Here is a 23,680-nt window from a genome sequence, read left to right on the forward strand (position 1 = left end):
CCCCTCGGTTAGTTTTCGAATGCGAAGACCTTCTTCCAGTCCGCCTTCATGTCGACCACCAACCAGTTACGGCGCTTGGCCTCATCGAGCGCCTTGTCCAGCTTGCCAATGGCACTGTCGCGGTCGTAGGCGACTTCACGGGCACCGTCGGTGTGGTGGACGATCATCGCGAAACCGGGACCCTTGGCTGCTGTCACCCAGCGGAGCATCTCGTAGTCGCCGTCGGAATTGCCAGCGACGAAAATAGGTTTTCTGCCAATGAACGTGTTGATGCCCGATGGCTTGCCCTTGCCGTCGTCCACGAAATCGATCTTGGGCAAGCGTCTCAACACGGGTACGTCGCCGACGATCGCGTACTCGGTCGTGATCGTGCTGCCGACAACCTGTTCGGGCGGGATACCGTACATCTTCTCGGTCATCGGCCGCATGAACTCCACGCCGCCGCCCGAGACGATGTAAGTCTTGAAGCCGTTGTCGCGCAGATAGTCTAGAAGTTCGCGCATCGGCAAAAAGGTCATTTCATCATATGGCTTGCCCGTCTTGGGATGCTTCGCCGTCGCGAACCAGTCGGTCACGATCTTCGAGAACTGGTCGGTGGTCATGCCCGCATGGGTTTTCATGGCAAGATCGACCATTCCCTTCTCGCCGCTTTTCAGCGCGCCCATCGGATCACCTGCGAGGATCGACTTGTACGGCTCCTCGGTCTTCCATTCGGGGTGCTGCGGGGCGAGCGTCTTGACGCGGTCGAGCATGAAGCCGAACTGGAAGTAGATCGGCTGCTCGGACCAGAGGGTCCCGTCGTTGTCGAACACGGCGATCCTGTCGTACGGCGCGACGTACCCGTCTCCGCCCTCCGTTACAGTCGCCTTGACGAATTCAACGATGCGGGTCTTCGCGGCGGTGTCGTTCCACGAGGGTAGGACCTCTTGCGCACTCGCAGGTCGGATCAGGCCACTTAGCAACAGGACGACCGCGACCGCGACTGCGGCGAAGATGGGTTCTTGTGCGAACGTTGGTTTTCTCATCTCGGTGCTCCTTCTTGGATCGGCCGCTTCACGCAACGGAATCCGACATGGCTGGTGGACGTGTCTTCCTGTTCCGCGTGGCGGGCGGCAGGGCGATAGCGGCGGCAGTAGTTCGGCGCGCAGAGATGGGAACCGCCCTTGAGCACTCTTCTCGCGATCCTGATTGCAGGCTGCCGGGGATCGTAACTCGCCTCTGTCAGGTCGCCGCGCGGATTGTTGGGGACGCAGCACGAGCGCTTCGCGGGTTCTGGGTGGTGGGTAGACCAGAAATCGCTGGTCCACTCCCAGACGTTGCCGATCATGTCGTAAAGGCCCAGCGCATTCGGCGGGAGGGAACGGACGGGTGAGGTGCGCTCATGGCCCTTTGGCTTGGTGGAATGGGTCGGAAACGTGCCGAGCCAGGTGTTCGCCATGGCGACCCCGCCGGGCATGAACTCATCCCCCCATGCGAATTCGGACTCATCGACACCGCCCTTGGCGGCCATTTCCCACTCCGCCTCCGTCGGAAGCGACATTCCTGCCCAGATGGCATAGGCGAGAGCGTCTGCATAGGCGACGTGGACGACAGGATGGTCCAGCTTGCCGCGTAAATCGCTGAGCCCGCCGAGCGGCCGTCGCCATGTCGCACCGAACTTGAACACCCACCATTGCGCGATATCCGAACCGCTTATCGACTTGGGTTGCGTGAACACGAGAGAGCCGGGTTTCAGCATTTCCGGTTTCGCACCGGGATAGTCTTTCGGGTCGGGGGCCTTCTCCGCTACGGTGACGTGACCCGTTGCCTCGACGAACGCTTTGAACTGCCTGTTGGTGACGGGGGTCTCCGATATCCAGAAACCATCGACCTTCACGAGATGGGCAGGCGCCTCCTCCGGGTAGTGACTGTCCGATCCCATCGTGAAGGTGCGACCGGGAACCCAAACCAGGCTGCTGTCGCCGCGCAGTTCCGTCGTGTCCTCGAATGCCAAAGCCATCTTTGCCTCCAGAGCTGGAGACCAGACCTTATCCAACGCGCTATTTGAGGAAAGAATGTTACCGTTACAATGGGGGTAACAATGAGGTCTTTGCTGTCGGGTTCAGCTCCGGCAGCGCGCCCTTAGCGACGACGCGCGTCTGTTTGGGAAGTTTGACCGCGAGGGCCAAAGCTCTCCGATCCAAAGTGACGTCTTGCGACCGGAACAGTCTTCGGTCGAGAATGGTGGTCTGTGCAGTCAGAACGGGATTGGCCTGCGCTTCCACCCAGTCGGAAAGCGTCGGGTAGCCCAAGCTGCCGCTCCAGTCCTGAAGCGCACGGTAGATCGCGAACTCGCCACCATATGTGATGATAGCGCGTAGGCGTTTCAGCCGTCGCCTCGGGGTATTCCAACGCTTTTCACGCAGCCGTTTCGCCCAGGCACCGATGGCGGATGATCTACGTTGGATGAACACCAAGATGACCAGACCGAGCGCGCTTGCCAGAAGTGCCACAAGCCACCATCGCCGCTCGCTCTTGCCGGAAGCCGTTACGTTCTCCTCGAGTTTGGGTGCGATGCGTTCGGCCTCCACCTCTTGCCTGGCAATGACGACATCGGTGGCGGGAAGCGTTGTTGTCGACACGGCTCCGCCGTCGACATCGAACCAGGGGTAGGAAACTTCCGGAAGCGAAAATCGGCCTTCGCTTGTTGTCATGTAAACCACGGTCTGTGTGCGGGTGCTTCCGGTTTCCTCACTGCGACCCATGCCACGTCGCACGACCCCGTCGCCGAGAACCGGAGGCTTGAGATACTGTGTGACACCGTCTGGCTTGCCGAAATCCACGGGCGGAATGAGCATCGCCTGCGTGTCTTCCGCGAAAACGACGACCGTTCGCGATAAGGCATCGCCTGCCTTTAGCGTCGACGCATCACGGTCGAACGACTGCGAGATGGATAGGTCCTTCGCTGCAAAGGGGACTGCGCTGGCGGACGGACCATTGGCGACTTCGAAAGTCGGAAGTTTGACTTGTACCACGACCTTCACGGGTGTTCCGTTTGCAGAGTAACCGAGATCGATCCCGATGTCCGGCAGGGAGAAGGAGCCCGCCTTTTCCGGAACGACCGCGTAGCTCCTCCGAATGCCTGAATACTGCACCCCGTCAATCGTCTGGACCATGTTCTGCGCGCTGCCGTCGGGGAGCGTCACGAGCGCGTCCAGGGCGTCGAACAGCGGAAACTGCGGTGGCGATGTAAAGAAGTCAGGGGCGAAGACCTCAACGACGACATGCACCTGCTGGCCGGGCACAATCGGCTTTGCTTCCAGTATCGAAGCCCGACCAAAGGGTTCGCTTGCCTGCGCCTGCATGCTTGTGAACATTATGAACAGGACGACGACCAGCTTCACTTCCCCAACCTCCCGGCCTCGATGGAGAATTTCCGTGCCATCAGGTCCGTCGGACTGACGACGATGTTCTTCATCCACATCTCCGAGGTCTGCTCGGCTACGTTCATCGTGCCTTCCTTGCCCTGTTTTCCCTTTTCGTCGAACTGAACGCTGTCGGGGGCTTCGCTCGGCTGTTCCGGCTGCTCCTCCTGCTTCGCCTTCTGGGCTTTGAGAAGCTGCTGCGCGATATCGAGATTGGCTATAGCATCCTCCCAGTCTTTCCGCTCCTTGAGGGCATTTTCATAACAACCCACCGCCTCCTCGAACTTGCCGAGCTCGAGAAACGCGTTGCCTTGATTGTACCAGCTTTCGGGACTTTCCACGGCGGCAAGGGCATCGACGGCCTCCTGGAACTTGCCAGCCCGGTAGAATGCCACACCTTTCCACAAGGGATTGGCGAAAAGACCAGACGCGCGCTCGAACTCTCCGCGCTCAAAGGCCAGCCGTCCTTGCTGGTCACCCGTGAACCACATGTCGGTCAGCCCATCCGCGTGGCTGGATCGCGGTGACGACATGTTCAACGCGAGAACGGCGACACCGATTTTAACGACCCAGCCTCGGCGGAAAGAGAAAGCCATTGCAACGGCGAGCGGCCCGACGAGCCACCAGCCGAGATCAACCCAGTGGCCATCCGATGTCGCCTGCTTCTGCGCGAAGTTGGAGCGGATGCGTTGCACGACCCAGCGGATATCCGCATCGTCGTCCGTCACTGTTGCAACATCTGCGCTCGCTTCCTTCCCGACGGTCTGAAGAGCTTGGATGTCCAGCTTCGAAAACAGGCGTGATCCAGACGAATTCTGGACGAAGCTGCCGTCATCCATCTTGACCGGGCCGCCCTCTGCGGTCCCGACCCCGAGAATGACGATGCCGTTGGTACTTGATTTCATCGCGTCCAAAGCTGACGCTTCCACACCGTCAGTCAGCATGAGGATGGTGCCGACCGTGCCCTCCGTCTTGAGGAGATTGTCCGAGAGCCGCAGTGCCGCTGGCGTGTCCTTGCCTGGTTTCGGCATGATGCGGGTTGCCAGTGCCTCTGAGTATGTCGCGAGCAGCTCCGCATCTTCCGTTGGCGGAACGACCAGGTGCGCGGTCCCGGCATAGGCGACGATGGCCGTGCGGGCACCCTGACGGGCATTGACTACGTCTCTGATCTTGAGCTTCGCACGCTCAAGCCGCGACGGCGTGACATCGATCGCATCCATTGTATCCGAGAGATCGACGGCGATCACCAGCGTTGCGGCATCTGTGACAAAGGGTGGTGGCTCCCGCTTCCAAGTGGGACCTGAAGCGCTCATGACGGCGGCGATCAGCATCGTCGCCGTCATGAGCGGCGGAAGAACCCTTGCGCTTGCCGTGCCCTCCACGATGAGATTGTCGAGCAGGTGCGGTGCTATCATCACCTTCCATCGGTCACGCATATTCTGTGATCGCCTCGCGAGCAGCAGTAACGCAGCAGGCAGCAACAGGAGGAGGAGCAACCATGGCCGGAGGAAATGAAAGTCTGAGATCATGACGGCGACCTCCGCCTCAGCATACCTGCGGCACCTGCGATCGCGTAGTAGCCGGACAGAACCGCGATGGCACCCAGCAGAGGGAACTGGTACAGGTCCACCCTTGGTCGCCACGAGAGAACCTTCTGGTTCTCCGGCGTAATCCGGTCGAGTTCCTCGTAGATCGCAGCCAGTTGAGCCTGATCCCCACCGAAGAAATACCTGCCTCCCGTCGTGCTCGCGATCTTCTCCAGAGTGGATGTATCGAGTTTGTCCTCGCCCGTGGCCGCAGGGTCTCCGATCCCTACGGTGTGCACGATCACGCCTTTAGACTTGGCGATTCCCGCTGCCTTCAATGGCGGCATGCGGCTGGCGGTGTCGTTGCCGTCGGTCAGCACGATCAGGACCTTTTCAGAAACGCTCGTCTGGTCGAACATCTTGATGGCCAGTCCGAGCGCATCGCCGAGCGACGTTCTAGGTCCCGCCATTCCCGGCAGGGCATCCATGATCATCGTCTCGACCAGCGCATGATCCATGGTGAAGGGTGACAACGGGTAGGGGGCATCCCCGAAGGCAACGAGACCGATGCGGTCTCCCGATCGCTCCTTGACGAAAGTCGTGACGACCTGTCTCACCGCCTCGACGCGAGCCAAGGTCATACCGTCGGCAGACGGAAAGTCCTTCACATCCATGGACTGCGAAAGGTCGAGTGCCAGCAGGAGGTCACGTTGCGGTTCCAGCTTCTCGATAGGGGGCTCCACATATTGGGGACGGGCGAGCGCGAGAACCACGAGGCACCACGCCACTGTTTCACACAGGAGCTGGAGTCGGCTACGACGTGCAACCACGGACCCGTCGGTGGGACGAACCCCGGCCGCCGCTGCGACCTGCGAGAAAAACGGAAGGCGTATGGACGCAGAGCTTTCCCTGTGAGGAGGGAGCAACCACCAGACCAGCAACGGTGCGGGTAGGGCAAGAAGCAGCCATGGGTGATCAAGCTGATACATCGTGGCTCTCGATCCATGACCGTGTTGCGACAATCACGTCGGTACCGACCCGCGAAGGCAGACCCGCGACAACATGCCGGCCGTGATATTCGAAATCGTCCAGAAGCCATTCGAGAGCATGGGTGTCGGTGGAGCCATTATCCTTGAGGAACGCGACCCAGTCTTCGTTCGACAGGGACGCAACCTCGCTACGCGGCCATGCCGCCAGGGCTGTCCGCTTCACCAGCTCCCCGAGTTGACGGAAACCGTCGCTTCGGGTCGCTGGCTGTTCGAGGAGTCGCCGGATGGGTTCCAGCATTGCTAGAGCCTCGCGGCGATAGGCGTTGGCGCGGTATCGGCTGGTCCATCGCAAGGCTGCGATGACGATCCCGACCGTAAGGACCGCAGCCACCAAGACCCAGCCCCACGTCTGCGGCAGCCATGAAACTGGTTCGGGCAAAACGATGTCGCGCAACGACAGAAGCGCCGTCTGCAACGCGGGGTCTGGTTTTGAAGGCTCCAAATCAGCGCCTCCTTTGCCGCCAGGCGGACTGCTCGAGAAGGTGCCGAAGCTGTGGAGCGGTTTCCTCTGCCGCCGAGACGGGCAGCATCGGGAGGCCGAGTTCGTTTTGCCAGGCGAGCAATTCCCGTCCGCGATTGCGTGCGAAGACGCCGATCGACGAGCGGATACTTGCGGTTCTCAACGTCAGTTCAGCCTGGGCGCCACCACCGCTGACGACAACATCGCCTGTGTCAGGAAGGTCGAGGAGAAAGGGGTCGTAGACGAGGAGACAGATCACGTCGTTCCGGGAGGACAGTCTCAGGAGGAGGTCGCGGGTGCGCGGGGTATGGCCTTCGAAGTCGGAAATTACGACAACGAGGTGGTCGTGATGCGCGATGTTGGCGACGGTCTCGAGCACCGCATCCAACCGACCTTTTTCTGGTGACGCGTCCGCGTCAGCCTTGAGAGCCGCGTTCTTGGCAGCGATCCGGTCGGCAAAGGCGATGACCGCGTTGCGGCTTCGGTGTGGCTTTATTTGCTCTATGTCCGTGTCACCCAGCACGAAACCACCGACCCTGTCACCCGAGCCCAGTATCCGCCAGGCGCATAGCATGGCCGCTTCCGCGGCCGACACAGACTTCATGGAGCGGCGGCTGCCGAAGAACATGTTGATGCGCTGGTCAACGACGATGAGGGCAGGGCGCTCTTTCTCCTCGGAATAGACCCGCACGACGGGCCGCGTCGTCCTTGCCGTGACGCGCCAGTCGATCGACCGGATGTCGTCTCCCGGCAGGTAGTTGCGCAGTTCCTCGAAGGTCAGACCGCGTCCGCGCATCGCCGAATTCAAGCGTCCGGCCAGTTGCTGATGGCTGCTCGCTTTCTGGATAAAGTTCAGGTCGCGGGCCCGGGTTTCGAGTCTCACCAAGTCATCGGTCGTGACGTGGACACCGTTGGTCATGACACTGCCACCAATTGTACGATACGGTCGATAACCTGGTCGGGCGTGGTGTTCGACGCATGCGCCTCGTACGACAGAATCAGCCTGTGGCGGAAAACCCCGTGGACGATCGCCTTCACGTCGTCGGGTGTGACGTAGTCGCGGCCTTTTAGCCATGCATACGCTCTTGAGACTTTGTCGAGGCCGATGACCCCGCGCGGGCTGACACCGACTTGCAGAAGCTTTGCCAGTTCCTTGTCGTAACGGTCCGGGTAGCGCGTGGCGAAGACAAGGTCGACCATGTATTTCTCGACCGGGTCCGAGACCGCGACCGAGCCGATCTCTTTACGCGCGTCGAAGACTGCCTGCGGGTCGAGCTTGTCAGGCTGGGATGGCCTGGAACCGCCGTGGGCCTCGTTTTCCTCATCGCGGTTGAGGCGCATGATCGCAGCTTCAGACTGTTCGTCTGGATAGCCGACTTCGACATGCATCAGGAAACGATCGAGCTGCGCTTCGGGCAGGGGATAGGTGCCTTCCTGCTCGATCGGGTTCTGTGTGGCCATCACCATGAATAGATCGGGGAGCGGATAGCTCTTGCCTCCCACCGTGACCTGATGTTCTTCCATGGCCTCCAGCAGTGCCGACTGCACCTTTGCAGGCGCGCGGTTGATTTCGTCTGCGAGGATGAGGTTTGCGAAGATCGGACCCTGCTGAAACTTGAACTCGCCTTTGCCAGCCTCGGAGAAGTAGATTTCGGACCCCGTGATGTCCGCGGGGAGAAGGTCGGGTGTGAACTGGACACGGGACAGTTCCGCATCGAGGTTCTTTGCAAGGCTTTTGATCGCCCTGGTCTTGGCGAGGCCCGGCAGCCCTTCGACGAGCAGATGGCCGTTGGCAAGCAATCCAAGCAGAAGCCGCTCCACCATCTGGTCCTGGCCAATGATGGATTGACCGATGCGCTTGCCGAGGTCGAGGATGTCGTCGCGGGCAGCCATGAGTGTCTCTTCGATCAGGAGGGAGGAGGAGCGCTCCATCGGAGCGCTCCCTGCGGATTCTACTTCTCGATGCCTCTGTCTTTGAAGGACTGGTCGATCGCCTTGTCGACCTGGGCGCGAACGCCTTCGATGTTGAAGCTGGCAACACGCTGGCTTGGCGGGTATTTCACGAAGGTTTCGAGGAAGGCTGCTCCTTGCAACTGGCCTTTCACGAGGAGGTAGTCGTTTCGAACCAGCCAGTCGTTGTACTGGTCGGAAACGATGTCGGCCCGCTCGTAAGGGTCCATGCGCAAATTGAAGAGTTTTGGAATTCTCCAGGTGACAAGAGGATTCTGCCATACCGCAAAACCGCCTGGTGCCAATTGCTCCTTGAAGACCACCTTCCAGTCATCGTATCTGGTCGCGACCAGATCGCCGTCGTCGTCGAAGTAGTAGAAGTCCTTGCGAGCGCTTTTGTCGGACTTGCCCGTGATGTAGTCTAGCTGATTGTAGCCATCCAGATGGTTCTTGAATGTCGTACTGGTCCCTGCGGGCTGCCATCCGGTGAGAAGACGTGACTTTACATCTGTGTCGCCAGCGGCCGCCAGAAGTGTGGGAAACCAGTCGAGGCCGGAGATCATCTGGTTCGATACCTGTCCGGCGGCGATGTGACCAGGCCAACGGATCATAGCGGGTACGCGGAAAGCGCCTTCCCAGTTCGTATCTTTCTCGCTTCGGAAGGGCGTCGTCGCGGCATCCGGCCAGGAGAACTGGTTAGGGCCATTATCGGTCGTGTAAACAACGATCGTGTTGTCAGCGATGCCGAGGTCGTCGAGAGCTTTCAGCAGCTTTCCGACGTCGCCGTCGTGCTCGATCATCCCGTCGCCATATTCATTGCCCGGCATTCCGCTCTGACCACGCATGGACTCGCGGACATGGGTGAAGAGATGCATGCGGGTTGTGTTCATCCAGGTGAAGAACGGTTTGTTCTGCTTGGCCTGCCTGCCCATGAAGTCGATTGCCGCCGCGGTCGTCTCGTCGTCGATCGTCTCCATGCGTTTGATGGTTAGAGGGCCAGTGTCCTCGACCTTGCCATCGGCGGATGCCTTGATGACACCTCGAGGGTTGTAAGCCTTGAGAAACTCCTGATCATCCTTGGGCCAGTAAGGTGCCTCAGGCTCTTCCTCCGCATTGAGGTGATAGAGGTTTCCAAGAAATTCATCGAAACCATGGTTCGTCGGGAGGTATTCATCCCTGTCGCCAAGGTGGTTCTTTCCGAACTGCCCCGTCGCGTAACCCAACGGTTTCAAAGCCTGTGCGATCGTGATGTCGCTGGGCTGGAGACCGACCGGAGCGCCCGGAGCCCCTACCTTGCACAGACCCGTACGCAGGCAGGCTTGACCAGTGATGAACGTCGATCTTCCCGCCGTGCACGAATTCTCCGCGTAATAGTCGGTGAACATCATGCCCGCCTTGGCGATGCTGTCGATGTTCGGGGTCTTGTAGCCGACCACGCCAAATGAATAGGCGCTGATGTTTGTCTGGCCGATATCGTCACCGAAGATAACGAGGATATTCGGCTTGGTGGATGTTTCCGCGGCCGGAGGTACGGTGGTTGTCGGCGCTGGTTGCTGTGCATAGGCAAAAGGTGCGATGGCGACGGAGGATACGGTCATCGCGACCGCAGCAGTTGCCGCCAGAAGTCTTAGGTAGACGGGCATACTCATGTCAGGATTCCTTTCTTCTTGCGAAGGGATGGCATCGGAACTGGGTTTGTCGTTCCCGGGGAATACTGCGCGAGGGGTGGTGGCGAGGTAAGCGTGTTACAGTAACAACGCAGGCCGCCGAGGGTAACAATCGCGCCTCCAGGCCTTATTGAGTCAAGGGTGAGGTCGATCCGTCGCCTGTCAGGTCGGATTCCACCTCGCTCCCGGTTGGTTGCCTGTTTCTGATAGGCTGTTCGGCGATCCTGAGCGGGGCCGACACGGTGGCACCCGCCACGCGCCCAACAGTCCGTGCTGTTCCGCCCACAACCGCTGCGACACCCTGGCCGAGCGAAACATTGCTATCCGTGAGGGTCTGGCCCGTCATCAGTCGTTGGCCGATGAGCTGGACGATCTCGGGACTTTCCGCAAATTTTCCATGATGAAGACTGTCGTTCGTTTTCACCTTTGTCAGGTCGATAGCGGTGATGTCCGCTTTCTCGAGCCGTGAGCGATATGGCTCAGCGGAAGGGTCGATGGCCCCCAGGCGGGACACGTTCCCGGTGATGAAGCTGGAGGCGGCCAATGCCCGGTCGTCCTGCGAAACGAAGATGGTGAACTTGGGTTTGGGGTCGCCCATCTCGACGAACTGCTTGGCAAAGACCTGGATATCGATATCGGGCGATGCAAGGATGACGTTCTTGATCTTTGAGTTCACATGCCCGTCACGGATACCCATCTGTCGCAATGACTCAACTGCGAGCCACGTTCCCATCGAGTGTGCCAGGATCGTAATGTCCTTCACCGCCGGATCGGACGCTAGTACGCGAAGCGATTGCTCGAACGCGGTTCTTGAGTAATTGGTGCTTTCCTTGTCGTATTCGTAACCCGTGAGTTCCGCTCTCGAGGGCCATGTAAAAAGTATGGGAGTTGCCTGCATTCCGCTGTCGTGGACGATCTGTGCGAGACGGAACACGCTGTCTTCGTAGCGGTTGTTGAAGCCGTGGACGAAGACGAGGGCATGTCCGCCCTCGATATGCTGGCGAAACCACGTTCGACCGTCGGCAACCGAATTGATTGGGTTGACCCTCGTGACGGCAAATTCCGTCGCTGGGTCCGGTGGAAGGCGCTTTGGCCACTGAACCTCGCCAACGGTCCTCCTTTCCGGAATGGATACGGCCACATCGGTGAGGTAGGGTTTCGAGCTCCGCTCCCCGTTGAACAGGGTCGAAGGATCACCTGAGGGTTGCCGCGTGGTTGCGACGAGCATGTCCACGCGCACGGTTTTTGTCGCTCGTTGTGAAATCGCGATCGGCTGCATCACTCCGGTCGGATGCCCGCAACCGGAAAGGAAAACCAAAAGCAACGGGGCTGTCAGATGTCGAACCGTGCGGTGCATGCGGGGCACCTACTGGGCCGCGATGTTCGTTGGTTTGGTAATCGCAAGCGGCATGGAGATGCTCAGGTAGACTGCGTCGCCCTCCGCGCGGTTTTCTGCCGCGAATTCGTGGAAGTATTTGATGCGGGCGGAGATGGGCAGTTCACCCGCCTTGAAGTTCCATCCGATCGTCGCGCCGATCGCTGCGACCTCTCCCTTGAAGTCGCTGGTTGCTCCTGCTCCACTGTCCCCTGTGACCTGATTGTAATAATAGCCGATGAGTCCGGCATCGAACTGCTCATTGAAATGCTGGACGGCGGCCCACTCGAAATGGAATTCGTTGCCCGTCCGATAGTCGGTCGCCGAATTCTCGGCATTAAAGGTCATGCCGACGACGGCAGACAGGTCGAGGCCGACGGCCGGGTCCAGCCATGTCACGCCCGCCGACACGTCCGCGCCCCAGTGATGAAACGCGATGTTGGAAATCTCGCCTTCCTGGTAGTCCCCGATCGGGACGTTGACGAGGACACCCGTCTGCCAGTGGAAGTTGCCTTCCTCCCATCCGAGCAGACCGCCGACAACGGGGTCACCAACCGTAAAAACAGGGTCGGAGACCGAGCCTGACGCGGTGCCGCCGAGAGGCCCCGAAAGGGTCAAATCCGCTTTCGTTTTCTTCCAGCCAATCGGGAGCGTTGCCGTCAATCCGAGATGCCCGCCCAGAACCTCTTCCGGAAGCACCCACAGCACGGTCGGGACATCGATGACCGCTGACCCGTCCACGCCCACTGCAAGGCGGCCACCTGACGGCAGCGCCCGGCCTCCGCCAAGCTCGCCGGAATAGATGTAGATATCGTTGGAAAAGAACACCCCAGGTGGTGGCGTTATCGCCGCGGCGGGGCCTTTCGAGCCGAGAAGGTAGAAGCCCGCACCCCCTTCCGCGGCGTGGCCCACACTGGGAACGATGGACATCGCCATCAAACTCGCGAAAATAGCAGAGATCGCGATTGTGAGGTAGGTCGGCTGAGTTTGCATGAGGAGGCCCTTGAACTTTAACCAATCCGTCATCGCGGAAGATGAGTAAGGAAGTCTATTCGGACCGCCGAAACAACAATGTTACTGTTACATTGGGTCGTGGGCGGCAAATTCGGATGAGGTCAGCCCCGTCTCGCGTATGCCCACCCGCAGGGCCTGTTCCAGATCGCGATCATAGCGCGCTCCCGTCAACATCGACGAGATCACCCGTTCCAGGTCTGGATGCTGCATTCGCGCCACGGCGATCTCCTTTCTCATGTTGGCCTTGTCGCCCATCCGGGCAACGGCCGCCAGCTTCAGGATGGCGATCGGAGTGTCGGCGGTCGGAACCTGTCTCGCGAGAAATACCGCCTCGGCGTACTGCCCCTGCCGATACGCGTCGAGGATCATGACGAAGCTCGCGTCTCGCAGGGTCTCGCCCGAGAGTTCGACCGCTTCCCGCGCGAGCTTGACCCCTTCTTCCCAGTGCCCGCTCAGGAAGACGGCGATTGCGAGCTTGGCGCGAAGGTCTGCATTCTCGGGGTTGAGCACGATTCCGCGACGTCCCGCGGCAATCGACATGTCGTTCTGCCCGACTTGATACAGCGTTGCCATCTGCGCGAGCGCGGCCCGCGCGGAGTTAGGGGACACGACGGCCGAGCGATTGGCGAGTTCAAGGCTGCGGGCGGATAAACTCGTGTCGCCGGTGGCACGGCCTGTCCAGAGGTAAACGCGTGCGAGCGTCGCCATCGCATCCGCATCGCCTGGGTCGACCGCGATAGTCGCTTCGAGGCAGAGACGTGCGGTTTTCAATCCGTCGTAACTTCGCTGATCGACCGCCGCTTCCCCTCTGAGAACGCAGAGGTTTCCTGTGGTCGAGAGAGGAAGTTGTTGACGGAGTTCAGTTGCGTTCACCACGCCGACCGGGCCTGCGATCTTGCGCGAAACCGCATGGATGAGTTCTGTTAAATCCTTGGATTTCACCCCGCCGCCGAGGGGCCTGCGGTCTTCGTTCGTCCAAATCGTTTCTCCTGTCGCGTGATCGGAAACACGAGACCGGAGATAGATGCCTTCATTGTCCTCCGAGTATCGAACGGAGACATCATATGCGGACTGCTCGACCGCCGGAAAATTCGCTACCTGGCTTACAGGCGAGGTTTTGAGCCTGACCGTACCGAAGCGCATCATTGAAGAAGCCAGTGTTTCGGACAACATATGAGCTTCCGGACTTCCCGAGGAATCCGCAAAGGTCATTTCAACGACAGGCCTGTCCGTGTCTCTGTGTGGCGGAGCGACGAATTGGTAGGCGATGTAGCATACGGCGACGATCGCCATTGAAGCGAGGAAGGCACTGAAAGTACGGTTCAGGGGCATCGCCCGACGGTCCGGGGACGGTCCACTCATTACGGCGGGAGGGACAACGTCGTCATCAGCCACGCAGTATTCTTCTTCCTCAACGCACGGCGCGTGTCCGCGGGAGGTAAAGACGGGAATGTAACGTCCTCGGGCGATATCAAGCCTGACACCGTCTTCGTCGCAAATCTGTTCGTAATATTTCGCAAGGGCTTCCCGCAGCCGTGTCGCCTCGATCCTGACGATCGGATCGGAGGAGGGGTCGAATGTCGTCGGTCTGTTGAATACGTCGATTGCGATCGAATAAGCCTTTACAGCCTGGCTTCGTCCTTCGAAAAGAGCATCGCATATGTACTTGAGAAAGGCCCTGTGCCTCTCGGAAGCATGGAAGCGAGGGTCCGATAGAAGTCGCTCAGCCTCAGCCCTGGCATCTTTGTCGGTAATCGCACCTGCAATGAATTCGCCATTGGCTGTCATCGGTGACTGCGCCCCATCCGCAGTTTATAAGATTTTTCGAATATGCTCAATTTTTCATCTGCTGGGCAACTGCGAAATATGACCTAGCGTTTCGATATCTATGTGTCTGAGCCGGGAGTTTCAGAGCGTGGTTGCAACCTTGCTGCGCGGCAGCGCTGTTCCACGTCCGTCTCGAGGTCCCTGCAGACTGCCTGATATTCCGCCACCAAGCCGAATTCACCGGGCAACGGTCGTACGACGAGACGTTCCAGTGTGTCCGTCGCGTCGTCGTAGGCTTCGCACAGAGCGACGAATGGGTCGTCTTGCGGCCATAGTATACGGAGTTCGTCACGTCGTGACGGCAGCCGCATCATCAGCTTGAAAAGGCCGCGTCGGGCCCGGTTTATGGAGGACCCCATATCGTCGGTGCTCCCGTTCGAAAGTGACGGTATCGATCACTCCTCTATATCGTCCACGCTCCGAGCCGAAACGCGACAGTGTTACTGTAACAGCGAAAAGGCCTGTCTTGATGTAACCGTTACAACCTATTCTTCGATGGAAGTTCATGGTGCATTGCCCTGAAAACGGAGGCATCAATGCGACGAGAACTTGTAGGAGCCACGGCGCTTGCGCTGGCGTTCGCGTCAGCCGCGCGTGGACAGGAAGCACACGAATCCGTCAACGATGCGAACAATCCCCTGACCCCGAAAATCACCATCAATCTGCAGGACTACTTCATCCCGTCCTTCGTCGACACGCCGGGCGACCCGCACGCCAACCAGTTCCTGTTAAGGGGACTGGTTCCCTCCGACATGTTCGGCACGCCCCAGCTTCTGCGGTTCACGCTTCCCATCGCGACATCGCCCGATGTCCCGTCCGGCTATGTCGCGGGTCTCGGCGATCTGACGCTGATGGACATCTTTATCCTCCCGAAAAAGGGTGACGTGACCTTCGGCGCGGGACCTCTGGTCGTTCTGCCGACCGCGACGGACGATTCTCTCGGAAGCGGGAAATGGCAGGTCGGCGGTGCGGGCATCGTCGTCGCTCCGCAGAAGTGGGGACTGCTCGGTGGCCTCGTCACCTATCAGACATCCTTCGCCGGGTCCGACGAGCGCGAGGACGTGAACCTGTTCACCTTCCAGCCGATCCTCAACGTGAACCTTTCGGACGGATGGTATCTGCGATCGTCCGCGACCTGGAACTTCAATCTCGAGAGCGGCGCGTCTTACGTTCCGATCGGCGCCGGCATCGGCAAGGTCTTTCAGCTCGACAAGGGGGTGACGCTGAACGCTTTCATTGAGCCCCAATACACCGTCTGGAGCGAAGGCGGTGGTGCGCCGCGCTGGCAGATTTTCGCAGGCATCAATTTTCAGTTCCCTGTCGGTCGCTGACAGATAAGACATCGGAGATTTCAATGCACAAGTTCGCACTGGCCGCTTTCCTGCTTTGCTCTACCGCAGGAGTCGCGGCATCGTACACTCCTGAAGAACTCGCTTCCCGAACGATCGAGCGGAGGGCGGTCGAAGCAGTCATCTGGGGGATTCCCGCAGTCAACTACGACCTTATGCTCCAGGAAATGTTGACCAAAACGGAAGGAAAACCCAACCAGGTTCTTTACTGGTCCAAACCTCTCGACTGGCACAACCAGACGCTGACACCCAATCCCGACGCGATCTATCTAATGGCTTTCACCGACACGAAGGAAGGTCCCGTCGTCATCGAGGTTCCTCCTGCAGAAGGCGGTTCCCTTAACGGCAATATCGTCAACGTCTGGCAGATGGCCCTGGAGGACGCAGGCTTGTCTGGGGCCGACCAGGGCAAAGGCGGAAAATATCTCGTCCTGCCGCCCGGCTACAAGGACCAGGTGCCCGAGGGCTATATCCCGCTGCAGTCCGACACCTTCGGCGGTTACGCGCTGCTGCGGTCTAACCTTGCCAGTCACTCGGATGCCGACGTCACAAAGTCGGTCGCCTATGCCAAGCAGATCAAAGTCTATCCGTTGTCACAGGCGGCCAGCCCTCCGGAGACTGTCTTCACCGATGCCGGGGGTGTCGTGTTCGATTCCACCATCAAATACGACGCGAGTTTCTTCCGGTCCTTGGATCGCGTCGTCCAGAGCGAACCCTGGCTCGCGCGGGACAAGGCCATGATCGACCAGCTAAAGTCCCTCGGCATCGAAAAAGGCGAGGCGTTCTTGCCCTCGGCGTCCGTCACGACGCACTTGGAAGCAGGCGTGAAAGAGGGGCAGGAGTGGCTCGAGGGCAGATACGAAAGCGGACAAATCCCGTTCTACGACGGCAGCCGTTGGAACTTCGCCGGGAGTCCCGAACTCGTGAAGAGCGCCCAGGCGGGCTACGATGAAGCCGAGTCGTACCCTGTCGATCTAAGGGGCGTTGCATACAGTTACGCGTTCGTCGGATTGAAGCGGATGGGGACAGGGCAGTTCTATCTGATATCCATCAAGGATAAGGACGGAAACAGCTTCGACGGCGGAAAGACCTACGAGCTAAACGTTCCCGCGGATGTCCCGGTGCAGCAATACTGGTCGCTGACGGCGTATGACCGCCAGACCCACGCGCTGATCCGGAACGTGGACCGCGCCAGCAGGTCCTCGCAGATCGCCGACCTCGAGAAGAACGCCGACGGCACGGTTTCCATCTTCGTCGGACCGAAAGCTCCGGAAGGCAAGGAAGCCAACTGGATACCGACTGATCCGAAACGGGAGTTCGAGCTGATGTTCCGCCTGTACGCCCCCACGAAAGCCTTGTTCGACAAGACGTGGGTTCTTCCGGATGTGGGACCGGTCGCCAAGTAACGTCCGATATAAAACGATAGAGGGAACAACATGTCGACCACAAGGCTACTAGCGTCGTGCTTAACTTTTCTTATGGCGGGACCCGCGTCCGCACAGGACAGCGGGTCTCTTAACGGGCCAATCGAAACCCGCATAGGTCGGATAGAACTGCGGGGCGGTTACCCGGATGCGGAATCCGTCCGGAAGATATACGACGAGATCGACTTCCAACGTGCGTCCCAGGCATATATCTGGGCCACCCCGATTGTCTCGATGGAAGCGCTTCGGGTGGCCAACAAGCGCGACTGGGGCGTTGATTACAATGATGTCGGACTGGTCGATGGATATACCACCCCCGCCGTCGGCGCGCTGACCGGAAACAACACGACTATCTACGCGGGCATCTTCACCGACCTCGGGCGTGACGGACCTGTGGTGATCGAATCACCCGTCGGTGTCTACGGTGTCATTGACGACTTCTGGCAACGTCCCGTCGTAGAGGTCGGACCGTTCGGCCCCGACAAGGGAAAGGGCGGAAAGTTCCTGCTTCTGCCTCCCGGCTATACGGGGGCAATTCCGGACGGATATCTTCCCGCGCGGTCGAAAACCAACCAGAACTTTTTCATCGGTCGGTCCTTCGTCAAGAACGGCGACATCCAGACTGCTATTGACACGTTGGCGGGCCTGAAGGTCTATCCGCTGTCCAATGCGGACAAGCCACCGGAGACGAGGGTGATCAAAGCCGGAAGCAAGCCAATGGCTTCCATTCCCCCAGGCGGTTTCGACTACTGGAACCTGCTCTCGGCTGTCTTGAACAAGGAGACGGTCGAAGACCGCGACCGCTTCTTCCACGCGATGCTCAAACCACTTGGCTTTGAAAAGGGAAAGCCGTTCGCACCGGACACCCGACAGAAGGCTATCCTGACGGATGCTGCGCAGGTCGGCTTCCTCATGGCGCAGACAACGAGCATGGCTCCTCGCTTGGCAAACGCCTCTTCCTATCCTGGAACCCATTGGGAGTGGGTGCTGACCCTCAGGCCTGACCAGGAAGCGGCGGGATACGCCGAACTCGACGAGCGCACGGACTATACTTTCGAAGCGATCACGGTGGCCGACGGGATGATAAAGCAGATACCGAACGCCGGCTCGCAGTATATGAGCGCGGCAAAGGACAAGAGCGGCGAATGGCTGAATGGCAGCAGGTCATACACGCTCCACGTTCCCGCGGATGTCCCGGCCAAGGAGTTCTGGGCAGTCACCGTCTACGACGCGATGACAAGGTCGATGATCAAGACCGAGACGATGAAGGCGGGTGTCTCCAGTCTCGACAAACTCGTGCCTAACGCCGATGGATCGATTGACGTACATTTCGGACCGAAGCCGCCGGAAAACGACGTCAACTGGGTCAGGACATTGCCGGATCGTGGCTGGTTTGCATATTTTCGGTGGTACGGGCCAACCGAGAAGTTCTTCGACAAGAGCTGGGCTTTACCCGATATCGCGCTTCAGCCTTAGCGCCTGGCAAGAACATTCGACAGCATCGGAAGGTTCATCGACCGTGAACGCCGCATGATGCGGATCAAGCGGGTGCCCGAAGTAACTCTCGAAAATTCAGTCAGTGTACCTGAATCTCGTCGATAAGCGCGTCTATAAGACGGTAATCCTCGAGTGCCTCGGAGGCCAAATCGGCATTGTCGATACCGAGAGCTTCCATGATCTTGACCAGCGGGCTAGGCCGAATAGAATCTCCGGGATTGTCCCACTCAGGGGTATTTTGGGGGCCGAGGATTTTCTTTGTTTTTGTAGCAACTGCCACTGCCCGCGGGCGCTTAAAATCAGCATTAGATGAACCGATTTCACATCGCCAATCGATACGCCGTATTTGGAGAGTCTTCTTCGAGTTCGGTCGGAACGACTTCATCCGCGAGCGGGGTCATGCCCGTGCGAATTTCTTCCGCGTACCACCACATCGCGTCACGCGGCATGCGTGCTCGCCGAAGCGGCTCCATTTCCGTAAAGATGAACCTGCGCCGATAAGCGCTTGGGCTTTCGACAAGAAAGAACGGCTTCATGCGCTCCGAGCCCAAGAACCATGGCATTCTGAGGAAGCGTGCGGGTTGGTCTGTCCAGCTAGGTGCTGGACCTAGCCTCCACCTGCGGGAGAGATGTTCGCCAATTGCGCCGACGAGTGCGTCGAAACGTTCGTCACCCGTCAAGTCGGGTGCATCAAAGAGCATATCCCGCCTCCGCCGACTGGAAGGATCGAGATAAAACCCATCAAGGAAACTAGCAAGGTGGTAACGAAACTCGCTACCCGTCTCAAGGTGCGAGTGGACGGCCGCGGCCAGCGATCCAGGTCGGACTTGCTGAATTGGCACCATTATACTCATCTACAAGACCCTTTATCTTCGCGCTCATTCGTCCGGACACGGTTGGAAGCACGATTCCCGGAATATTAGGATAGCACTGCTCCATGAGATCAACAATCTTCTCGTAGGTATTGATCCCCGTGAGCTTCATGAGCGCCACTGCATCCGTAGAGTCGGTTAGGTTTTTGTCGTCGTCAGGTGCGCGGTTGGCAAGCACCTTCATCGCCAGTAGGTACTCAGGCGCTGGTGTAAAAATCCGTAGCCCTAGAGCCGATCCATCTCTTGGATAATCCTGAAATTGAAGAAGGTGCGGTTGAGGGTTCCCGCGGGGTGGGGCGAATTGCTTAGCTGCCTGGTTCATCCATCCATCAGGCAGACGCTTGCGCCGAGTGACGGAATCTACGATCTTCCTCGCCTGTTCTTGATGATTGAGATAGACGGCATCGACGTCCTCGGATGCCGCACGAATGTCTGAAGCCAGAACGAGGCACGATCCACCGTAAACGGCCATGTCCAACACGATTCCGCGTTGCGATGCCATTTCCGCGATCGCATCGAAAGCATCTTCGATCGTTTGTTTGTCAAGTTTCCTGTCGGCTGGCATTCGTTGTCTCCTAATTTAAATCTATTTAAGTTCATCGGCGACAGCCAGTCAAATACCTGATTTTCCTTAGCTCGTGTGAATAGTCGAAGCGATCGAACCACGCCACTCATCTTAGTGTGGCGACGGTATGGTCAGGATCACAGGCATCGGACAACGCTGACCAGTGCCGCGCTACTCTGGCGAGGTTCCTTAGTGTCGCGTGTTCTCCACGGAACTGAACACGATGTATTCGCGTGGACATCGGGTGGACGGGACATTGTGGCCGGGTGGGACCACGCGGCTTTCTCCGCCCGCCGTGCAACGAGGATACCGACAACGCTGATGTTTCGTCAGACTATTGTTAACCATGCTTCACGAATGTGCACCAATCCGGGGCACGAAATGTCTCGGTTGAGCCCTGACGGACTATGCACGGCTGAATTTTTCCGTATTGAGAAAGGACTGACCGAAGGAGCCAGGCATGAACTTGATAGGCATACGAGCAAAGTGATCGATCCGACGGGAAACCGTCTGGATAACCACCGTATGTCGTCGATATGTTCACGCCCAAGGAGCGCTCCATGCATTTTGCACGTCAGGTTTCCAAACACATCGCGCTTCAAAAAGCGGGCCTCGGCTTTCTGAGCATGCCCGCGATCAAGAACCCGCGTACATTTGGGCATGCCAACCGCCTCTCGGAAAACGGCACAGCCGATGCCGGGGAAAGCGGAATAACGCGGAATCGTCGTAGGAACGACGCCTGAAACTATCTTCTGGAACGAGCCGGTAGCCGAACGCGCTGTTCGAAAGCCGCCAGCCACCCACGCTAAAACCCTTCGTGGCTTCTCGGTGTTCAACGACGTCGTCGTCTATCACGAGAGCGATCTCGAACGCCGGGTGTCGAAGGTCCTCCAGCTCCGCAAAGACATCAAGGCCATCTACTCCCAGTACCCGGTGCTTCTGTACCGTGATGCCGACGGAGTCATGCGCGAACACGTCTGCGACTTCTGCGTTGTATTCGACAACGACGAGACCGTCGCCATTGCGGTGAAGCACGCCCGCAAGTCGGATGTGATGGCGGACCTTTTGAAGCGTATCAAGGCGGAAGGCTTTCTTCGCAAGAACCGGAACGGCTCGACGACGCCAGGCGCGGTGCACGACATCCACCTTATGACCGAGCGCGAGGCGACATACGGTGCCTACGAGAACGCTGAACGCATCATGCGCGCTCGTCGCATGCGTATCGATGCCGAGTACGACCGAGCCTACGAGGACGTACAGAAGTTCCACGGGCGGTTTCGCTTCGGGGAACTTCTCCGAGGGTGCGAGGACCGAGCCAAGCGACGGACCGCAATTTTGCTCTTGATCGACGATCGCGTCGTCCTGACGGAGACACCCGCTAGAATCGACGACCTCACCATGCTGACGGTCCGCCGATAACCCCACACACATCACCCGACTGCTGATCGCCCAACAAAGGAGCCTGCGATGCCGACCGACCTTATCATGCCTAAAGTCTTCAACCACGCCATCGTCAAGATGCGCCATGCCGATCGCTTCAGCGAAGGCGAGGTCAACTGGAAGCCCAAGAAACGGGACGTGGACGGCTGGACGTTCAGCAACGAGACGAACGTGAACGACGAACAGTTCATCTCGCACGGAGATGTCTACACGAGGCTCGTGAGCGGTGCCGCGAAGATTCGCCACGGCTACAACGCACCGGAAAACCAGCGACTGCGGGCGATCTTTGGTGAAGACACGACGATCGACAGTATCACCGGAAAGCGTCGGCCGCTGGCGCTGTTCCGTGAGAAGCTCATCGAGCGCTTCGATGCCGAGCGCCGTGTGCTCGGCAAGAAGCCCCGCTGGTCGAAAAGGAATTCGACGATAAGCTCAGCGCCTGGCGGAAGGAAATCCTCTGCGAAATGCTGGGCCTCGACGACGCGGTCACCAATGAAGATGGTCCGCGCGCCGATGAGATGATCGTGGTTGAGGCCTTCCCCAAGCCATCCATCAAGACGTTCCGTCGAGACTACAAGCGTTACCACGCCTGTGGTGGAGATGTCCTCGGTATCGTCCATCGTCACCATGGACCGGGCTTGCACATGCGAAAGGTGGACGCGGACTCGGTGGCGTTCGCCCATAAAGAGGCGCTGAACTACATGACGGACCGGAAGCCCTCGATGGCTCAGTCCTACCGCGATTACGTCGCCGCGCTTGCAAAGGTGAACGCCGAGCGAACCGTGCCGCTCCTGAAGGTCACCAGACACAAGTTCGAATCGATTATTTCCAGGTTCGACGCGTTTGATAAATGGGACGGCCGTCACGGACGCGCCTCGGCGCTCAAGCGGTTCGGGATGGTCAAGCGCGGCATCAATGCTTTGGTGGGTGAGCGTATCGAGATCGACTTCTGGAACGTCGATCTCATGACCTTGTTCGTCGAAACCGGGATGTGGGACATCCTGCCGTCTTCTTACAAGGAGGCTGTCGTCGGCAAGCGTATCTGGTTCGTGGCGGCGATCGACGTGGCCACGCGCTACATCCTGGCGTTTCGTGCGAGCTTGAATCCCAACGCGGTTTCGGCGGCTGCGGCCATCCGCATGATCATGTCCGACAAGCGCCACATCTCCGATTTCGTCGGGGCCGAAACACCCTGGATCGGATTGGTCCAGCCTCGTGACATTTTCAGTGACAACGGCAAGGAGTTCGCCAACGAGGTGGTGGAGGGCATCATGCGTGCCGCCAAGATTACCTTTAATCGTCCCCAGGCCGGAAATCCCAAGGCGCGTCCCTTCATCGAAAGCCTGTTCCATTCGATCGGCCCACTGATCGCGGCGTACTTCACGGGCAGGACCTTCGGTTCGGTTGCCGAAAAGGGCGACTACAATCCCGAGCACCAGATCAGCCTGCAGGTCGACGAGATGATCCGTCTCTTCACCTTCGCCATCTGCGACATCTACCACAACAAGCCCCACAGCGGCCTTGGTGGCGGTACGCCGCACAATGCCTGGACGCGAGCTGTTCAGGAGGACGGGATCGAGTTTCCGAGCCAGGACCCGGAGCAGATGCTCCACATCTTCGGCGTAAAGTTCAAACGGCACATCGGCCAGTACGGTATCCCGTTCATGGGAATTCCGTACGGCAACGAGGAGCTTCACCGCCAGCGGACGAAGGTTGACCAGATGGAGTACGAGATCAAGGCCGATCCCGAAAACCTGGAGCACATCGCGGTTCGCGGCGACAAGGGCTGGTTTGTCGTGAAAAACCTCGTCGGTATCGGACGCGATCTTTCCCTCGCGGAATGGATTGTGGCGCGACGCGAAATTCGTGCCCAGCACGCATCCGAAGCGGAGGCGGGACTGGCGGCGATGTACCGCGCCATCAATCGCCTCCGCGAGACCGGGGTAGCGGCGGCGCTTCGCGCCAATCTGACACCGCGTAACTTCACCGCGGAACATTACAAGGTTGCCGAGTCCGAGCTGTTCGGTGCCTGGAAGGCAGTGCAGTCGGCTGACACCCCCTCCGTAACGTCGTCGTTCGCGCTTCCAGACGACCCGCTCCGCGACGGTTCTATCGCCCCGACCACCGCAGTGCCATCGTTCCACGCCGAGCGCGAGAGGGACGCGAGGAAGAAGAAGCGCGAGGTCGCCATCGTCGCGAAAACGCCAGCCGAAGAGACTGCATCTGTCGATACGACCGACAACTATTACGAGGAGTACTGA

At 59.1% G+C, this 23,680-nt stretch carries 22 protein-coding genes; 7 read left to right on the forward strand and 15 right to left on the reverse strand.

Annotation, left to right across the window (positions count from 1 at the left end):
* Positions 1-8: 8 nt before the first annotated feature.
* From ATO67_RS18035 to ATO67_RS18095, 13 genes are all read right to left on the reverse strand, one after another.
* Complete coding sequence (locus ATO67_RS18035) at positions 9-1,025, reverse strand: HAD family hydrolase (protein WP_067652502.1); 1,017 nt, start codon at positions 1,023-1,025, stop codon at positions 9-11.
* Entirely contained in the window at positions 1,022-1,999 is a 978-nt protein-coding gene (locus ATO67_RS18040; protein ID WP_067652503.1) for a formylglycine-generating enzyme family protein, read from the reverse strand. The genes ATO67_RS18035 and ATO67_RS18040 overlap by 4 nt, the downstream gene beginning before the upstream one ends.
* A gap of 64 nt (positions 2,000-2,063) precedes the next feature.
* Positions 2,064-3,383 (reverse strand): BatD family protein, encoded by a 1,320-nt coding sequence (locus ATO67_RS18045; protein WP_067652504.1) that lies wholly within the window; start codon positions 3,381-3,383, stop codon positions 2,064-2,066.
* Positions 3,380-4,933: a VWA domain-containing protein gene (locus tag ATO67_RS18050; protein ID WP_067652506.1), complete on the reverse strand. Its 1,554-nt coding sequence runs from the start codon at positions 4,931-4,933 to the stop codon at positions 3,380-3,382. Before ATO67_RS18050 ends, ATO67_RS18045 begins: the two co-directional genes overlap by 4 nt.
* The gene (locus tag ATO67_RS18055) at positions 4,930-5,919 is read right to left on the reverse strand and encodes a vWA domain-containing protein (protein WP_067652508.1); all 990 of its coding nucleotides are present in this window, start codon (positions 5,917-5,919) and stop codon (positions 4,930-4,932) included. The genes ATO67_RS18050 and ATO67_RS18055 overlap by 4 nt, the downstream gene beginning before the upstream one ends.
* A complete protein-coding gene (locus tag ATO67_RS18060; protein WP_067652509.1) occupies positions 5,906-6,421 on the reverse strand; it encodes a DUF4381 domain-containing protein in 516 nt (171 codons plus the stop codon). Before ATO67_RS18060 ends, ATO67_RS18055 begins: the two co-directional genes overlap by 14 nt.
* A gap of 1 nt (position 6,422) precedes the next feature.
* On the reverse strand, positions 6,423-7,358 hold the full coding sequence (locus ATO67_RS18065) for a DUF58 domain-containing protein (RefSeq protein WP_067652511.1): 936 nt from the start codon (positions 7,356-7,358) through the stop codon (positions 6,423-6,425).
* Positions 7,355-8,332, reverse strand: coding sequence for an AAA family ATPase (locus tag ATO67_RS18070; RefSeq protein WP_067652804.1), 978 nt, complete (start codon positions 8,330-8,332; stop codon positions 7,355-7,357). The genes ATO67_RS18065 and ATO67_RS18070 overlap by 4 nt, the downstream gene beginning before the upstream one ends.
* Positions 8,333-8,391: 59 nt before the next feature.
* Complete coding sequence (locus ATO67_RS18075) at positions 8,392-10,038, reverse strand: arylsulfatase (protein WP_067652513.1); 1,647 nt, start codon at positions 10,036-10,038, stop codon at positions 8,392-8,394.
* 145 nt (positions 10,039-10,183) lie between these two features.
* A complete protein-coding gene (locus ATO67_RS18080) occupies positions 10,184-11,413 on the reverse strand; it encodes an alpha/beta hydrolase (RefSeq protein ID WP_067652515.1) in 1,230 nt (409 codons plus the stop codon).
* Between the two features lie 9 nt (positions 11,414-11,422).
* Complete coding sequence (locus ATO67_RS18085; RefSeq protein WP_425352235.1) at positions 11,423-12,367, reverse strand: SphA family protein; 945 nt, start codon at positions 12,365-12,367, stop codon at positions 11,423-11,425.
* A gap of 144 nt (positions 12,368-12,511) precedes the next feature.
* Positions 12,512-14,233, reverse strand: a complete 1,722-nt coding sequence (locus ATO67_RS18090) for a tetratricopeptide repeat protein (protein WP_067652517.1) — start codon at positions 14,231-14,233, stop codon at positions 12,512-12,514.
* A gap of 98 nt (positions 14,234-14,331) precedes the next feature.
* Positions 14,332-14,631 (reverse strand): hypothetical protein, encoded by a 300-nt coding sequence (locus tag ATO67_RS18095; protein ID WP_067652519.1) that lies wholly within the window; start codon positions 14,629-14,631, stop codon positions 14,332-14,334.
* A 177-nt stretch (positions 14,632-14,808) separates the two neighbouring features.
* Between ATO67_RS18095 and ATO67_RS18100 the strand changes: the two genes are divergently transcribed.
* The 3 genes from ATO67_RS18100 (at position 14,809) to ATO67_RS18110 (ending at position 18,521) form a co-directional block, all read left to right on the forward strand.
* Complete coding sequence (locus ATO67_RS18100; protein WP_067652521.1) at positions 14,809-15,603, forward strand: hypothetical protein; 795 nt, start codon at positions 14,809-14,811, stop codon at positions 15,601-15,603.
* Positions 15,604-15,626: 23 nt separating this feature from the next.
* The gene (locus ATO67_RS18105) at positions 15,627-17,027 is read left to right on the forward strand and encodes a DUF1254 domain-containing protein (RefSeq protein ID WP_067652523.1); all 1,401 of its coding nucleotides are present in this window, start codon (positions 15,627-15,629) and stop codon (positions 17,025-17,027) included.
* A gap of 72 nt (positions 17,028-17,099) precedes the next feature.
* Entirely contained in the window at positions 17,100-18,521 is a 1,422-nt protein-coding gene (locus ATO67_RS18110; RefSeq protein WP_067652525.1) for a DUF1254 domain-containing protein, read from the forward strand.
* A 341-nt stretch (positions 18,522-18,862) separates the two neighbouring features.
* Here ATO67_RS18110 and ATO67_RS18115 read toward each other — a convergent pair whose 3' ends face one another.
* Complete coding sequence (locus tag ATO67_RS18115) at positions 18,863-19,243, reverse strand: hypothetical protein (protein ID WP_067652527.1); 381 nt, start codon at positions 19,241-19,243, stop codon at positions 18,863-18,865.
* Between the two features lie 82 nt (positions 19,244-19,325).
* A complete protein-coding gene (locus ATO67_RS18120) occupies positions 19,326-19,979 on the reverse strand; it encodes a hypothetical protein (RefSeq protein ID WP_067652529.1) in 654 nt (217 codons plus the stop codon).
* Positions 19,980-20,539: 560 nt separating this feature from the next.
* Here ATO67_RS18120 and ATO67_RS18125 point away from each other — a divergent pair.
* The 4 genes from ATO67_RS18125 to ATO67_RS18135 all read left to right on the forward strand — a co-directional run bounded on the left by ATO67_RS18125 (position 20,540) and on the right by ATO67_RS18135 (position 23,680).
* Positions 20,540-20,722 carry a hypothetical protein gene (locus ATO67_RS18125; RefSeq protein ID WP_158667370.1) on the forward strand — a complete coding sequence of 61 codons (183 nt, stop codon included), beginning with the start codon at positions 20,540-20,542 and terminating at the stop codon, positions 20,720-20,722.
* Between the two features lie 85 nt (positions 20,723-20,807).
* Positions 20,808-21,398 carry a hypothetical protein gene (locus ATO67_RS18130; protein WP_245304026.1) on the forward strand — a complete coding sequence of 197 codons (591 nt, stop codon included), beginning with the start codon at positions 20,808-20,810 and terminating at the stop codon, positions 21,396-21,398.
* 48 nt (positions 21,399-21,446) lie between these two features.
* A complete protein-coding gene (locus tag ATO67_RS23535; RefSeq protein WP_245304027.1) occupies positions 21,447-21,941 on the forward strand; it encodes a hypothetical protein in 495 nt (164 codons plus the stop codon).
* A complete protein-coding gene (locus ATO67_RS18135; protein WP_245304028.1) occupies positions 21,884-23,680 on the forward strand; it encodes a transposase in 1,797 nt (598 codons plus the stop codon). The genes ATO67_RS23535 and ATO67_RS18135 overlap by 58 nt, the downstream gene beginning before the upstream one ends.

The sequence above is a fragment of the Agrobacterium bohemicum genome (assembly GCF_001562555.1).
Taxonomy (GTDB): Bacteria; Pseudomonadota; Alphaproteobacteria; order Rhizobiales; family Rhizobiaceae; genus Agrobacterium; species Agrobacterium bohemicum.